General features: G+C 68.4%; 12 protein-coding genes and 1 riboswitch. Of the genes, 1 reads left to right on the forward strand and 11 read right to left on the reverse strand.

The genetic code is table 11. The features are described from left to right. Positions 1-3: 3 nt before the first annotated feature. The 3 genes from OG609_RS04570 to OG609_RS04580 form a co-directional block, all read right to left on the reverse strand. Positions 4-849 carry an SGNH/GDSL hydrolase family protein gene (locus OG609_RS04570; RefSeq protein ID WP_327271572.1) on the reverse strand — a complete coding sequence of 282 codons (846 nt, stop codon included), beginning with the start codon at positions 847-849 and terminating at the stop codon, positions 4-6. 189 nt (positions 850-1,038) lie between these two features. After that, positions 1,039-2,028, reverse strand: a complete 990-nt coding sequence (locus tag OG609_RS04575; protein ID WP_327271573.1) for a M23 family metallopeptidase — start codon at positions 2,026-2,028, stop codon at positions 1,039-1,041. A 3-nt stretch (positions 2,029-2,031) separates the two neighbouring features. After that, a riboswitch (cyclic di-AMP (ydaO/yuaA leader) is annotated at positions 2,032-2,190 on the reverse strand. Positions 2,191-2,486: 296 nt separating this feature from the next. Beyond that, positions 2,487-4,583, reverse strand: a complete 2,097-nt coding sequence (locus OG609_RS04580; protein ID WP_327271574.1) for an alpha-galactosidase — start codon at positions 4,581-4,583, stop codon at positions 2,487-2,489. Positions 4,584-4,808: 225 nt separating this feature from the next. Here OG609_RS04580 and OG609_RS04585 point away from each other — a divergent pair, with 225 nt between their 5' ends. Then, entirely contained in the window at positions 4,809-5,621 is an 813-nt protein-coding gene (locus OG609_RS04585) for a tyrosine-protein phosphatase (protein ID WP_327271575.1), read from the forward strand. A 23-nt stretch (positions 5,622-5,644) separates the two neighbouring features. Here OG609_RS04585 and OG609_RS04590 read toward each other — a convergent pair whose 3' ends face one another. From OG609_RS04590 to shc, 8 genes are all read right to left on the reverse strand, one after another. Beyond that, entirely contained in the window at positions 5,645-5,812 is a 168-nt protein-coding gene (locus tag OG609_RS04590; protein ID WP_176729046.1) for a DUF6126 family protein, read from the reverse strand. A 33-nt stretch (positions 5,813-5,845) separates the two neighbouring features. After that, positions 5,846-6,454, reverse strand: coding sequence for a helix-turn-helix domain-containing protein (locus OG609_RS04595; protein ID WP_327271576.1), 609 nt, complete (start codon positions 6,452-6,454; stop codon positions 5,846-5,848). Positions 6,455-6,541: 87 nt separating this feature from the next. Further along, positions 6,542-7,939, reverse strand: coding sequence for an aspartate aminotransferase family protein (locus OG609_RS04600; protein WP_327271577.1), 1,398 nt, complete (start codon positions 7,937-7,939; stop codon positions 6,542-6,544). Then, positions 7,936-9,837, reverse strand: coding sequence for a 1-deoxy-D-xylulose-5-phosphate synthase (gene dxs, locus OG609_RS04605; protein WP_327271578.1), 1,902 nt, complete (start codon positions 9,835-9,837; stop codon positions 7,936-7,938). The genes OG609_RS04600 and dxs overlap by 4 nt, the downstream gene beginning before the upstream one ends. A 26-nt stretch (positions 9,838-9,863) precedes the next feature. Next, the gene (gene ispG, locus OG609_RS04610; protein WP_327271579.1) at positions 9,864-11,030 is read right to left on the reverse strand and encodes a flavodoxin-dependent (E)-4-hydroxy-3-methylbut-2-enyl-diphosphate synthase; all 1,167 of its coding nucleotides are present in this window, start codon (positions 11,028-11,030) and stop codon (positions 9,864-9,866) included. A 4-nt stretch (positions 11,031-11,034) separates the two neighbouring features. Further along, positions 11,035-12,054, reverse strand: a complete 1,020-nt coding sequence (gene hpnH, locus OG609_RS04615; protein WP_327271580.1) for an adenosyl-hopene transferase HpnH — start codon at positions 12,052-12,054, stop codon at positions 11,035-11,037. Positions 12,055-12,059: 5 nt separating this feature from the next. Continuing rightward, positions 12,060-12,719, reverse strand: coding sequence for a phosphorylase family protein (locus OG609_RS04620; protein ID WP_327271581.1), 660 nt, complete (start codon positions 12,717-12,719; stop codon positions 12,060-12,062). After that, positions 12,719-14,719: a squalene--hopene cyclase gene (shc, locus tag OG609_RS04625; RefSeq protein ID WP_327271582.1), complete on the reverse strand. Its 2,001-nt coding sequence runs from the start codon at positions 14,717-14,719 to the stop codon at positions 12,719-12,721. The genes OG609_RS04620 and shc overlap by 1 nt, the downstream gene beginning before the upstream one ends. Positions 14,720-14,825: the final 106 nt, after the last annotated feature.

The raw sequence follows: 14,825 nt of genomic DNA on the forward strand, positions 1-14,825 counted from the left end.
CGCCTAGAGCGGCAGGAGGTCCGGCCGCTTCGCCTCGACATGGTCGCCGGAGGACTCGCCGCGCAGCCGCCGGCCGATCCACGGAACCAGGTACTCGCGCGCCCAGTGGATGTCGTCGCGCCGTACTTCGAGCGTGCCGCGCTGTGCCTGAGGGGGCCATTCCTGGTCGGGGTCGGCCGGCACATCGATGCCGAGGACCTGGGCGGCGCGCAGTGCGACCCTGGTGTGCCCCTCGGGTGACAGATGGAGCCGGTCGTCGTCCCAGGCGCGCCTGTCCTGGACGGACCGCAGCGACCACAGGTCGAGGACCGGGCAGTCGTAGCGGTCGGCGATGGACCGCACATGGGCGGTGTAGGTGGCGATCTTGCCGCGCAGATGGCGCAGCACGGGAACGCCTCGGGTGTCGAAGCCGGTGGTGACCAGGACGGTGCCGACCGATTCGGTCAGCTCGGCCACCGCGCGCTCGAAGCGCTCGGCCACGTCGTCGGGGTCGGTGCCGGGCCTGATGATGTCGTTGCCGCCCGCGCAGAAGCTCACCAGGTCGGGTGCGAGCTCCTTGGCGCGCGGCACCTGCTCCTCGACGATCTGGTCGAGGAGGCGTCCGCGTACGGCGAGATTGGCGTACCTGAAATTCCCATGAGTGGAGCCTTCGGTACTCGTCCCCGCATCGGGGTCCGGGAGCTGGTCCGCGAGAAGTACCGCGAAACGGTCCGCCCAGCCGACGAAGGTTCCATCCGGGCCGGGGTCGCCGACTCCCTCGGTGAAGCTGTCGCCAATCGCTGCGTACGACCCGATGACGCCATGTCGGTTGATGACGCCACGTTGATTTTTTCTCGAATCGTCTGCCACAAACGCCTATCCTGCACCGATGAATGTGACCTACGCGACCGTAATAAGGGGTTGACGGGTGGTGAGATAGACCACCCGGTCAGGTTTTGGTAAAGGGGGAATAAGCAGAAGGGGCGGTGCGCCGCCGCGCACCGCCCCTTCTGTGTTGCCCAGTTCACGCTTTGTTGCTCAACTGCCCGGCCGTTCGGCTCAGACGTAGATGCCGTGCGAAGCCAGGTAGGCGATCGGGTCGATGTCCGAGCCGTACGCCGGGCCCGTGCGGACCTCGAAGTGCAGGTGCGGGCCGGTGGCGTTGCCGGTGGCACCGGAGAGGCCGATCTGCTGACCGGTGCCCACGGTCTGGCCCGCGGAGACAGAGATCGAGGACAGGTGGCCGTACTGCGAGTAGTGGCCGTCGGCGTGCTTGATGACGACCTGGTTGCCGTACGCGCCGCCCCAGCCGGCGGTGACGACGGTGCCGGAGGTGATGGCCTTCACGCTGGTGCCGGTGAAGACGGGGAAGTCGATGCCGGTGTGGCTGCCGCTGGACCAGTTGGAGCCGGAGGCGCGGTATCCGGTGGTGTGGTTGCCGGGGACCGGGTGGCTGTAGCCGGAGCTGTTGCTCCGGCCGGCCGGAGCGGAGGTCTTGGACTCCGTGACCGTCGAGACCTTGGCCGGGGCGGACTTGGCCGGGGCGGACTTGGCCGGGGCCGACTTGGCCGGGGCGGACTTCTCCACGACCGACGAGGGCACCGAGGGGGCCTTCGACGGGAGGGCCGCGCCCGAGCCGGCGCCGGTGGACGCGGCGTCACCCGACGCCTTGCCGCCGAGCGTCAGCTTCATGCCCGGGAAGATCAGGCTGGGGTCTTCACCGACGACCTTGCGGTTGTCCTGGTACAGCTTCTGCCAGCCGCCCTTGACCTTGTGCTCGGTGGCGATCTTCGACAGGTAGTCGCCGGAGACGACGGAGTACGTCGTGGTGGCGGCCTGCTTCTGCGCGACCGGCTTGGCCGGGGCGGCGTGCGTGGCGGCGGCGGAGGCCGACTGCGGCGCGGCGGTCGGGGCCGACTGCGGCGCGGCCTGGGCACCGGTGGCGCCGAGCAGCGGCAGTGCGATGACGGCACCACCGGCGCCTGCGGCGGCGATGCCACGGGCGATGGTGCTGGACTTCGTACGACGATGCTTACCCGATATGGGCATGACGTGCTTCCTCTCCGGCGCCTGCGAGGTGAGCTGTCGGGTTCGGGCTGGAGATGCCCGGCCGCGCCGAGCGCGACTTCACCCCGAGCCGGCCGGATTTCTCCGATCGGCGGCCTACCTGGTTCCCCCGCTCCTGCCACGCGATATGAGTGGGTGCGAATTCCGGGCGGCGGCAGGATTAGGCGGTCCGTCCGGATTGACGGTGACCGTAAGCGAGTCGGGCCGGCGATAACAAGCCACTGGTTCCGTACCGGAATCCGCGCTCGGAAATCGGCGCGGAATTCCGGTCACACTCCGTGGATTAGGGATCTTGTCTTTCCGCGTCGCGCACGGAATGCCCGACCGCCCGGCCAGCACACACCGTCACGGATATGATTCCGCTCACGAGGGGGCGATCATCTCCCGTACATGCGGGGCATATTGAGTTAAATGCACCCATTACGGACATGTCGCGCTCATCATTCGCGTCGGAGCCTCAGCACCCGCGCATCGAGATCCCCCCGAAGCCCGGTGTGCAGCCCCTGATGCAGCAGTACCGAACCGTGGTGCGCCGCCCCGGTGTCCAGGCAGGTGTACGTCACTGCGGGGTCGATCCCGCGCAACCGCAGGGCCGGGGGCCGCTCCCCGTACCTCTGTGCCTCCAGCCACATCAGGACCACGGTTTCGTCCCCGTGGACGTACTGGACCGCGCTGAGTCCGCCGCGCGGGGCGCGCAGCCGGTACAGCGCGCCGTGCTGCACCACCGGCCGGATCTCCTTGTAGAGATCCACCCAGTTCCGCGCCTCCGCCAGCTCCTCCTCACTCCAGTCGGTGAGGTCCCCACCGACCCCGAGCACACCGGCCATCGCGCTCACGAAACGGAACCGCAGTGAGCTGACCCTGTCGTTGAGCTGGACATTCGGACTGTCGGTGACCCAGGCGGCCATCACCCGGGCCGGATGGATCTGGCCGAAGCCCTCCTGGATGGTGAGGCGGTCGAGCGGGTCGGTGTTGTCGGAGGTCCACACCTGGTCCGTACGGGACAGAATCCCCAGGTCGATCCGGCCGCCGCCGCCCGAGCAGGACTCGAAGGCGACGGAGGGGTGCGCGGCCCGGAGCCGGTCGATCAGCGCGTACAGGGCGTCCACATGCTCGATCCAGAGTTTCTGCTGATACTCCTCACCCGGCCAGCCCGCATCGGTGAAGCTGCGGTTGAAGTCCCATTTCACATAGTCGACGGGCGCACTCGAGAGCAGTGTGTCCAGTTGCTCCCACAGATAGTCCTGCACATCGGTGCGGGCCAGATTGAGCACCAGTTGATTGCGGAACTCGGTCCGCGCCCGCCCAGGGAAATGCTGCACCCAGTCAGGGTGTGCACGATAGAGATCGCTGTCGGCATTGACCATTTCCGGCTCGACCCAGATACCGAACTGCATGCCGAGTCCGTGCACTTCGTCGGCGAGCGGCTTCAGTCCGCCGGGAAAGCGGTCCGGATTCGGCGTCCAGTCGCCGAGCCCGGACCGGTCACTGGTGCGCTGCCCGAACCACGCGTCGTCCACGACGAACAGCTCGACACCCATCGCGGCGGCGCGCTCGGCGAGGGCGCGCTGCTGCTCCTGCGAGATGTCGAAGCCGGTCGCCTCCCAGGAGTTGTAGAGCACCGGCCGCAGGCTCTGTGCGTCCGGGATCACATGGGCCAGCTGCCAGGCGTGCCAGGCCCGGCTCGCCCCCCCGAACCCCTCCGCACTCCACAGACCGGCGAAGACCGGGGTGGTGTACGACTCGCCCGGCGCGAGCAGCAGCAACCCCGAGTCGTCGTAGCCGGCGCCGCCGGTGATCTGTACGAGCCCATCGGGGAGCTGCTGTACGGAAATCCGCCACGACCCGGACCAGCCGAGCGCACAGCCGTACACCTCGCCGCCCTCCTCGGTCGCCGCACCGTCGGCATCGAGTGCGACCCACGGCAAGTACTGGTGCCCGGTGTGGCCGCGCCTGCTGGAGATGACGCTCTCGCCGTACGTCAGCTCCGCCCGTGCTAGCTGCGACTCCGCCGCCCAGCGTCCGTGCAGCCGGCTAAGCCGCCAGCCGTCGCGGGCGGGCAGCACCCAGGCTGCCGCGTCGGCGCGCAGCAGTTCCAGCGGCGGACCGTCCGGCCCGGCGTGGGCGACGTCGGCCCAGCGCTCGATCACATCGGAGTCGTCCCGCACCCGGTAATGCAGGGTGAGAACGAGCCGGTGCACGGAGTCGGTGAATCCGATACGGAGTTCGTCTCCGTCCACCGTGGCGTCGGCAAAGGCCCACTCGGTGCCGCGGACCTGAGGGGTGCGTACCGAGAGGGCCGGGCGGACGAACCGGGGGCCGCCCTCCACGGGGTACTCCTCGCGGCCGTCGAGCTGGGACTCGAAGCCCCTGAAAGGTGGCTCAGGCGCTGCGGCCAGGGCCTCGGCCACGGCAAGGGGGATCCGCGGCCCCCAGTGCAGATGAACCAGCTCGTCCCGCTCGGTGAGTCGCAGTGCGTAGCTGCTGCTCGCCCCGGTGAGCAGCCAGGTCCGGCCCTTGTCGCCAGTCTCGATCATCGCATCCCCACATTCCAACAGTTCCGCACATCATCGACCATCATCGGTGGGTGAGCAACGGCCTTGCAGGGAATTCACCGGGCGGATTCGCCGCAGGAGTAACGGGGTTGGCGGAAATCTCGACAAGCAAAGGCCGAGATGATTGCCTGAGGAATCAATGTCGTATCGTCGCGGGAGTGGCCTTGTCGGCGACTCGCGCCGGCGCCAGACACTCCAGGAGTCACTGTGACGCAGCAGTTGCCGCAGATCCCGTCGACGGAACCCGAGCTGGCGGGTGTCCGCAACTTCCGCGATGTGGGCGGACTGCCCACCATGGACGGCCGACGGGTGCGGTACGGACGGCTCTTCCGCAGTGGTCACCTCGCGCACGCCACCGCCGAGGACGCCGCCTTCCTGGGCGGTCTCGGTCTGCACACGGTCTTCGACTTCCGCAATGCGGCCGACCACCGGCTCGACGGCCTCGATGTGGAGCTGCCGGGCGTACGGAATGTGAGCATCCCGCTCTCCGACCCCGCCGACGGCGCCGAGTTCTGGCGGATGGTCCGCGACGGCGACCTCGACCAGCTGCGCTCGGTCCTGGCCGACGGCAAGGGAACGAACCGGATGATCGCCTCCTACCGCGCGATCATCCGGGACCGTACCGCCGAGCACAGCCGGGTTCTGCACGCCCTGGCCGAGGACAGCGTTCCCGCATTGATGCACTGCGCGGCGGGCAAGGACCGGGCCGGTCTGGCGATCGCGGTGTCCCTCCTCGCGGTCGGTGTCGAGCGCGACGCCATCGAGGCCGACTACCTGAAGTCGAACGACGCCCACCGCCGCTACAAGGTGCGCCGCAGCGACACCTCGGCGGACGGCATGTCGGCCGAGGTGATGGAGCTGCTCAATCCGCTCTTCGGCGCCCACGCCGACTACCTCGCGGCGGCCTTCGCCACCATCGAGGAGACCTGGGGCAGCACGGACCGCTACTTCTCCGAGGGCCTGAAGCTCGCGCCCGAGACCCGTGAACAGCTGCGCGGCCGACTCCTCGACGAAGCGTAGCCACACCTGCCCGTCGGCGGCGATCAGCCCTTGCCTGCCACCGCGAAGAGCAGGTAGAGGAAGGCCGCGAAGATGTGTCCGGCAATGAGGTAGGCAAACAGTCGGATCACCACGCCGCGCGGAAACTTCCGCTCCTGGGCTTCGTAGTTCTTCCTGGACCCGAGCGGGTCGAAGTTCTCTGAATCGGACATGACAGTCCTCTCTGGTGACCGGACGGCCCGGCCTCAGCGACGGTGGATGCCGCTGCCGAGGCACAGCTCGGCGGCGGGGCTCTGCAGCAGGGTGTGGACGAAGAGCAGCTCGGCACCGTCGCGGTCGACGGCCGCGATCCGGTGCGGGGTGAGCGAGTCGAAGTGCGCACTGTCACCGGGGGCGAGATCGTGCACGGTGTCCCCGAGCGTGACCCGGAGGTGTCCGGCGAGCACGTACAGCCACTCCTCGCCGGGATGGACGCGCACGAGATCACCCTGTGCGCCGTACGGAACCCGGACGCGGAGCGCCTGCATCGCCCGGCCGGAGCCGCCGGCCTGCTGATACATCCAGCCGTCGGCCTCGGCCCCCTCGTACTTCCCGCCGCGGATGACCGCCCCCCGTTCAGGGGGCGTCTCGCCGAGCAGTTCGGAGACCGTCGTACCGTAGATCCTGGCAAGACCGAGGAGCATCGGCAGCGAAGGCTGCCGACGGCCCGTTTCGAGCCGGGAGAGATGGGCGGGTGAGAGCCCCGCCCGCTGAGCGGCGGTCTCCAGGGTGAGACCACGGCTGCGGCGCAGATCGCGCAGGCGTTGCGCGACTCCCGGCAGCTCGTCGGCCACCCCTCCGTCTGGAGTGTTCATATACCCATTGGGCCAGGAACTTTCCTCGGAGGCAAATTTCTTGCCTCCGAGGCAAATGAGGTAAACCTTGCAGGGCCGCCCGCGGGATCAGCGGTTGGCGACGGCCTGTTTCACCAGGGTCCTGCCGAAGTCCCACATCAGCCCGCCGCCGCTGTGCGCTTCGTCCATCACCGCGGTGAACGCCGTGACGAACCGGTCGACGTCCGGCTCCCCGATCACCAGCGGCGGAATCAGCTTGATCACTTCCAGATGATCGCCCGAGACCTGGGTGAGGATCCGGTGCTTCTGCAGCAGGGGCACCACCACCATCTGCGCGAAGAGGCCCTTGCGGGCCGCCTGCAGCATGGTCCAGCGACTACGCAGTTTCAGTGACGACGGTCGGCCGAACTCGATGCCGATCATCAGCCCGCGCCCGCGCACCTCGTGCAGCAGCTCATAGCGGTCGACCAGTGCGGACAGCCGCTCGCGCAGCAGATCACCGGTGCGGCGCGCACCCGCGACGGTCTCCTCGTCCTCCATCACCGAGAGGACTGCGAGCCCGGCCGCCATCGCCTGGGCGTTGGAGCCGAAGCTCGCGGAGTGGACCAGGACCCGGTCCATCGACGAGTAGACGCGTCTGAAGATCCAGTCCTTGCCGAGGGTCGCCCCGACCGGCACATAGCCACCGGAGAGAGCCTTGGCGACACAGACCAGATCGGGTTCGACACCCGCCTCGTGCTGGTACGCGTAGAAGTCGCCGGTCCTGCCGAGGCCGGTCTGCACCTCGTCGGCGATGAGCAGTGCCTTGTGCTTGTGCAGCAGTTCCTGGGCATCCCGCAGGAAGCCGGGCGGCGCTGCGTGGACGCCCTTGCCCTGGATCGGCTCGACGACCAGTGCCGCCACATCACCGCGCTTCAGTTCACGGCGCAGTGCGTCGAGATCCCCGAGCTCGATGGCGGTGTCCGGCAGCAGCGGTGCGAAGCCGTCCCGGAAGCCGCTCTCCCCGTTGACCGAGAGCGAGCCGGTCGTCAGCCCGTGGAATGCGTGGGTGCAGTAGAGAATCCTGGGCCTGCCAGTGGCGTACCGGGCGAACTTCAGGGCGGTCTCGACAGCCTCCGTACCGCTGTTGCCGAAGAAGACCCGGTCCAGGTGCGGGCTGTGCATGAGCAGCTTCTCGGCCAGCAGCCCAGGGAGCGGTTGGCAGTCGAAGCGGGTGAGATCGGCGAGCGAGGCGTCCAGGACGTCGTGCAGGGCCTTGCGTACGACGGGGTGGTGCCGGCCGAGGCCCATCACGCCGAACCCGGCCAGCATGTCGAGGTAGTCGTTGCCGTCCGCATCCCAGAAGTGCGCGCCCTCGGCCCGTTCGTAGACCTTGTCGAAGCCGATGGTGTGCAGCATGCGGGGCAGCTGGTGGTTGAGGTATTTCGTGTGCAGCTCGTAGCGCTCGCCGCCGCGCTCCGCGAGGAGCTGTGCCAGGTCGAAGCCCTTGGGCCCGTCGTCCTTCATGCCCCGCTCTCCTCGGTCCTTGTCGCTGCTTCCTTGCCGGCCAGTGCGGCGCTGATGCGCCCCGCGACCTCGACAGGGGTGAGCCCGATGTCGGCCAGCACTTCGGCGCGCTTGCCGTGGGCGAGGAACTGATCGGGGATGCCGAACGTCCGCAGCGGTACGTCGACCCCGGCATCCCGCAACGCCTGCCCGACCGCCGAACCGACACCCCCTGCCCGGCTGTTGTCCTCGACGACGGCGACCAGCCGGTGCCGTTCGGCGAGCGGGGCGAGCTGTTCGTCGACCGGCTTGACCCAGCGCGGGTCGACGACGGTGCAGCGGATGCCGCCGCCCGCCAGCAGGTCTGCGGCCTTCAGACAGACCGGGGCGAGCACACCGACGGCCACGAGCAGCACATCGGGGTCGTCCGCCCGGTGCAGTACGTCCATTCCGCCGATCCGGTCGATGGCCGGGATCGGCTCCCCCACCGACTCCTTGGGGAACCGGATCACGGTGGGTACGTCGTCGATGTCGACGGCCTCGCGGAGCTCGGCGCGCAATTCGTCGGCGTCGCGCGGGGCGGCGATCCGCAGCCCGGGGACGACCTGCAGCATGGACATGTCCCACATGCCGTTGTGCGAGGGCCCGTCGGGACCGGTGACTCCGGCCCGGTCGAGGACGAAGGTCACCCCGCATTTGTGCAGCGCGACATCCATCAGCAGTTGGTCGAAGGCCCGGTTGAGGAAGGTGGCGTAGACGGCGACGACCGGATGCAGTCCGGCGGTGGCGAGTCCCGCTGCGCAGACCGCCGCGTGCTGCTCGGCGATCCCTACGTCCCAGACCCGGTCAGGGAACGCCTCGGCGAACTTCGTCAGTCCGACGGGGTGCAGCATCGCCGCGGTGATGGCCACGACATCAGGCCGCTCCGCGCCGATCGCGGCGATCTCGTCCCCGAACACCGAGGTCCAGGAGGGCGCTCCGGACGGGGCGAGCGGTGCGCAGGTCAGCGGGTCCATCGCGCCCACGGTGTGGAAGCGGTCGGCCTCGTCCCGGAGCGCGGGCGGGTAGCCGCGGCCCTTCTCGGTGAGGCAGTGCACCAGCACCGGGCCGTGGAAGCGTTTCGCCCGGTGCAGTGCGGATTCGACGGCCGCGATGTCATGACCGTCGATCGGCCCGACGTACTTGAGCCCGAGGTCCTCGAACATGCCCTGCGGGGCGAAGGCGTCCTTGAACCCCTTCTTCGCGCCGTGCAGCGACTCGTACAACGGCTGTCCGATGACGGGCGTCTGCTGGAGCACGCCCTTGCCCCAGGAGAGGAAGCGTTCGTATCCGTCGGTGGTGCGGAGGGTGGCGAGGTGGTTGGCGAGACCGCCGATGGTGGGGCCGTAGGAGCGTTCGTTGTCGTTGACCACGATGACCAGCGGCCGGTCCCTCGCGGCCGCGATGTTGTTGAGCGCCTCCCAGGCCATCCCGCCGGTGAGGGCCCCGTCACCGATGACGGCCACGACATGGTCGCTCCGCCCCAGCACCTGATGGGCCTTGGCGATGCCGTCGGCCCAGCCGAGGACGGTCGAGGCATGCGAGTTCTCGATGACGTCGTGCTCGGACTCCTCGCGGGAGGGGTAGCCGGAAAGGCCCCCCTTGCCGCGCAGCTTGGAGAAGTCCTGCCGCCCGGTGAGCAGTTTGTGCACATAGCTCTGGTGCCCGGTGTCCCACAGGATGCGGTCCACGGGCGAGTCGAAGGCCCGGTGCAGGGCGATGGAGAGCTCCACCACCCCCAGGTTGGGCCCCAGATGACCGCCGGTCCTCGCCACCGCCCGGACGAGGAACTCTCTGATGTCCTCGGCGAGTTCGTCGAGTTGTGCTTCGCTCAGCGCCTTGAGATCGTGCGGCCCCCGGATGCTCTCCAGAATCGTCACACTCGGGCCCCCTCTCTGGTTCCGTTTCAGCTCACGGTGACGGCGGGAACCCCCGATGGTTTCCCTGCGTCGTCCATGCCCTCGGCGATCTTCAGGGCTTCTTCGACCAGCGTCTCGACGATCTTCGACTCGGGCACGGTCTTGATGACCTCGCCCTTCACGAAGATCTGCCCCTTGCCGTTCCCGGAAGCGACACCCAGGTCCGCCTCACGGGCCTCACCCGGACCGTTGACGACACAGCCCATCACGGCCACCCGCAACGGCACCTCCATGCCCTCAAGACCCGCACTGACCTGATCCGCCAGCTTGTACACATCCACCTGCGCCCGACCGCACGACGGACACGACACGATCTCCAGCCGCCGCTGCTTCAGATTCAACGACTCCAGAATCTGCAGCCCGACCTTGACCTCCTCGGCCGGCGGCGCCGACAGCGACACCCGGATCGTGTCCCCGATCCCCTCGCTCAGCAGCGCACCGAACGCCACCGCCGACTTGATCGTCCCCTGGAACGCCGGCCCCGCCTCCGTCACACCCAGATGCAGCGGATAATCGCACTGCGCCGCCAGCTGACGGTACGCATTGACCATCACCACCGGATCGTTGTGCTTCACCGAGATCTTGATGTCCCGGAAACCGTGCTCCTCGAAGAGCGACGCCTCCCACAGAGCCGACTCCACCAAAGCCTCCGGAGTCGCCTTCCCGTACTTCTTCAGCAGCCGCGCATCCAGCGAACCGGCATTCACACCGATCCGGATCGGCGTACCCGCATCCTTCGCGGCCCGCGCGATCTCCTTCACCTTGTCGTCGAACTGCTTGATGTTCCCCGGATTCACCCGCACCGCCGCACAGCCCGCATCAATCGCCGCGAACACATACTTCGGCTGGAAATGAATGTCCGCGATCACCGGAATCTGCGACTTCCTCGCGATCGTCGCCAGCGCGTCCGCATCGTCCTGCGTCGGACACGCCACCCGCACGATCTGACAGCCCGACGCCGTCAGCTCCGCGATCTGCTGCAACGTCGCACCGACGTCCGACGTACGCGTCGTGGTCATCGACTGCACCGTCACCGGCGCATCCCCGCCCACCGCAACCGACCCGACCTGGATGCGCCGCGAGTGGCGGCGCATCGCGAGCGGCCGGGCCGGCAGCTCGGGGAGACCCAGTGCGACCGGTTCTCCAGCGGCCATGCCGTCACCCGTTCCCGGAGACGGTCTCGCGCATCGCGCGCAGGGATTCCTTCAGCGATCCCATGGTGGCGAGGACAGCGGTGGGCTCATAACCGCAGTGCGCCATGCAGTTGGCGCAGCGCGGGTCCTTGCCCCGGCCGTACTTGTCCCAGTCGGTCTCCTCGATGAGTTCGCGATACGTCGGGACGTACCCGTCACTCATCAGATAGCAGGGCCGCTGCCAGCCGAAGAGCGAGTAGTTCGGGATCGCCCACGCGGTGCACGGGAAGTCCGCCTTGCCTTCCAGGAAGTCCAGGAACAGCGGCGAGTGGTTCAGTCGCCAACGGGACCGGTTGCCGCCCGCGAACGACTTCTTGAACAGTTCTCGGGTCTGCTCGACGCCGAGGAAGTGCTCCTGGTCGGGTGCCTTCTCGTACGCGTAGGCGGGCGAGATCATCATCTCGTCGACCTTCAGATCGTCATTGAGATAGTTCAGGACCTCGATGACGGTCTGCGGGGTGTCGGTGTTGAAGAAGGTGGAGTTCGTGGTGACCCGGAAGCCGCGGCGCTTGGCCTCCTTGATCGCCGCCACCGCCTCGTCGAAAACGCCTTCCTTGGCGACCGATTCATCGTGCCGTTCGCGCAGCCCGTCGATGTGCACGGCGAAGGCGAAGAAAGGCGAGGGGGTGAATTTCTCGATCTTCTTACGCAGCAGCATCGCATTGGTGCAGAGGAAGACGTACTTCTTCTTTTCCACCAGCTGCCGCACGATTTCGTCGATCTGCGGGTGCATCAGGGGTTCGCCGCCCGCGATGGAAACCATCGGGGCTCCCGATTCCAGTACCGCACCGACGGCCTGGGCCACCGGCATGCGCTGCTTCAGAACTCCGGCCGGATGCTGAATCTTCCCACAGCCCTCGCACGCCAGATTGCAGGCGAACAAAGGCTCCAGCTCGACAATGAGCGGGAACTTGTCCCGCTTGCGGAGCTTCTGTTCAATGAGGTACGTCGCAACCTTGATGGTCTGGCGGAGCGGCATGGCCATCTAGCTCACCTCCTGGGGAGCAGCAGAGATCGGTGCCATTCGTAGAAAGCCGGTAGGACGGAACGGAGAACACGGAAAGCCGATATTCCACCGCGTATCGTGCCAATGCGGACGAGCTCATGCTCGGGAGTGTCCACGACCACCCGTACGGCGGCAACCGGGCGTGGCCCGGACCGCAGGGCGGCGCGGAGAGTGGCGGCGGACTCCATGTCCACCGCGATCGCTCCCGTGGCCAGCAGCTCGGCCCGCTCATGTCCGCGTACGACATGGGCGGAGCCGGTCAGCGGACCGGTGTGGACGGTGCGGCCGGGCACCGCACCGGCGAGGGCCTCGGCGAGCAGGCCCGTGCCGGTGCAGACCGTCGAGTGCCCGGATTCCCTGGTCTCGGCGGCGACCACCAGGTCCCCGGGGTGCATGCCGGGTGACAGCCCGGCGCAGAATCCGGAGGCGAGCACCGCCGTACCGGGCGCCCGGTCCTGATCGAGCGCCCGTGACACGGCCGCCTCGGCGGCCTTGGGGCCCATGCCCGTACGGAGTACGGTCACCGGGCCCGGCGCGTCACCGGCCCTGCCTCGGCCGCTGCGCAGGGCGAATTGCTCGATGCCGAGCGCACAGGCGATCAGCAGCGGCGCTGCGGGGCCCACCGGCCCCGGACCATCGCCCATCAGGCCCCCTTGCGGGTGACCGTGCGGTCGGCGAACGGTTCGCCATACACGTACCGTCCGAGTGCGGTGAGCGGGAAGACCTGCCGGTAGAGGTGGTAGTTGATGGAGAAGTCCCAGGGGAAGCCGGTTCCGGTGAAGTACGGCTCGTCCCAGGATCCGTCGGCCTGCTGCGTCTCGCTGAGCCAGGACACCCCCCGCTGCACGGCCTTGTTGTCCCGCCGTCCTGCGGCAAGCAGTGCGAGCAGTGCCCACGCGGTCTGGGAGGCGGTCGAGGCGCCGTGCCCGATCCACTTGTCCTCCTGGTACGAGCGCAGGTCCTCGCCCCAGCCGCCGTCGTCGTTCTGTACGGACTCCAGCCAGCCGACCGCGCGGCGGATCGCCGGATGCGTGACGGGCAGTCCGGCGGCCACCAATGCGGGCACCACCGACCCTGTGCCGTATACGTAGTTGACGCCCCAGCGACCGAACCAGCCGCCGCTCGCGTCCTGTTCGGCGAGCAGCCACTCGATACCGCGCCGGGTGGCGGGGTGTCCGGACCGCCCCTCGACGGCGAGCATCTCGACCACGTGCCCGGTGACATCGGCCGACGGCGGGTCGATGACCTCACCGAAGTCGCAGAAGGGCAGCCGGTTGGGGAACGCGCTGGTGTTGTCCGCGTCGAACGCGCCCCAGGCCCCGTTGCGGGACTGCATGCCGAGGTTCCAGCGCACTCCGCGCCTGATGGCGGCCTCGATGCGTGCCTTGTCGGGGTGGCGGACCCGGCGCAGCGCGAGGACCACCTCCGCGGTGTCGTCGATGTCCGGGTAGTTGTCGTTGTGGAACTCGAACGCCCAGCCGCCCGGGTTGAGCCGGGGTCGGCGCACGGACCAGTCGCCGGGCCGCACGATCTCCTCGCCGAGCATCCAGTCCGCGGCCTTCACGAGCGCCGGGTGGTCCGGGCTGACCCCGGCGTCGGCGAGGGCGATGGTGGCGAGGCAGGTGTCCCAGACCGGGGACTGACAGGCCTCGATCATCCGGGCGCCGTCCTCGCGCCAGACGGCGAAGCGGTCGAGCGAGGCGAGTCCGGCCCGCATCACCGGGTGGTCCAGGTCGTAGCCGAGCAGGTGCAGGGCGATGACGGAGTACACGGCGGGCGGCTGGATGCCTCCCCAGCAGCCGTCGTTCTCCTGGCGTTCGATGATCCAGCGGGCCGCCGCGTTCATGGCGGTCCGGCGCAGCTTGCGAGGTGCGATCCGGTGGTACGCGTGCAGCGCCTTGTCCAGGCGCTGGAAGACTCCGTCCCAGCTCGCCGCCGGAGCGGCGGGCCTGGGCGGGTTCGGGTTGCGTGGGTCGGTGTGCAGCTCGTCGAGGGCAAAGGGGGCCGGGCGTACCGGCCGTTTGGCCGAGACAATGGTGAGCGGCACGATGGTCTGGCGGGCCCAGCAGCCGAAGTCATAAATGTTGAGCGGAACCCATTTGGGAAAGAACATCAGCTCGGGCGGGAGTTCCGGCAGGTCGTCCCATTTCCACCAGCCGAAGAGGGCGAGCCAGATCCGGGTGAAGACGCGGCTCGCCGCGATTCCGCCCTGTTCCCTGATCCATCCCGAAGCGCGGGCCATGTGCGGTTCGTCCGGCCGGTCTCCGGCCAGCCGCAGTGCCACGTACGCCTCGATGGTGGTGGAGAGTTCGCCCGGGCCGCCGTGGAAGGTGGCCCAGGTGCCGTCGCCGCGCTGTTCGCCGCGGATGAAACGGCCGGCCGCCGATACGGTGGCCTGGTCCTGAATGCCGAGGAATTGACGGAGCAGCAGGTCCTCGGCGTCCATGGTGACGTTGGTGGCGAGGTCGCCCTTCCACCAGCCCTGCTCGTCCTGCCTGCCGAGGAGATGCTCCACCGAGCGTTCCGCGGCCCTCCGCGCGGCGGCGAGTACGTCGTCCGCGGCGAATGTTGTATCGGTCGGATTACTGGCCGAGGCTGCGCGGGGGCTCACAGCCCCGGTGCTTCCGTCGGTCGTCGCTGTCATGGCTTCCCCTTCGTGCAGTTGTTCCTCTGCTGTGCTGGGGTCTCCGTCGACCGGCGCCCGGGACGGACACCGGCCGGCGACTGCGAGTCATATGGAGCAGATGGTG

The sequence above is a fragment of the Streptomyces sp. NBC_01224 genome (genome assembly GCF_036002945.1).
GTDB lineage: Bacteria > Actinomycetota > Actinomycetes > Streptomycetales > Streptomycetaceae > Streptomyces.

Bases quoted from the DNA above. Each gene is read 5' to 3' on its own strand.
- OG609_RS04595 (WP_327271576.1), bottom strand. From the start codon at position 6,454: ATGAACACTCCAGACGGAGGGGTGGCCGACGAGCTGCCGGGAGTCGCG.
- OG609_RS04575 (WP_327271573.1), bottom strand. From the start codon at position 2,028: ATGCCCATATCGGGTAAGCATCGTCGTACGAAGTCCAGCACCATCGCC.
- OG609_RS04590 (WP_176729046.1), bottom strand. From the start codon at position 5,812: ATGTCCGATTCAGAGAACTTCGACCCGCTCGGGTCCAGGAAGAACTAC.
- OG609_RS04600 (WP_327271577.1), bottom strand. From the start codon at position 7,939: ATGAAGGACGACGGGCCCAAGGGCTTCGACCTGGCACAGCTCCTCGCG.
- OG609_RS04580 (WP_327271574.1), bottom strand. From the start codon at position 4,583: ATGATCGAGACTGGCGACAAGGGCCGGACCTGGCTGCTCACCGGGGCG.
- shc (WP_327271582.1), bottom strand. From the start codon at position 14,719: ATGACAGCGACGACCGACGGAAGCACCGGGGCTGTGAGCCCCCGCGCA.
- hpnH (WP_327271580.1), bottom strand. From the start codon at position 12,054: ATGGCCATGCCGCTCCGCCAGACCATCAAGGTTGCGACGTACCTCATT.
- OG609_RS04620 (WP_327271581.1), bottom strand. From the start codon at position 12,719: ATGGGCGATGGTCCGGGGCCGGTGGGCCCCGCAGCGCCGCTGCTGATC.
- ispG (WP_327271579.1), bottom strand. From the start codon at position 11,030: ATGGCCGCTGGAGAACCGGTCGCACTGGGTCTCCCCGAGCTGCCGGCC.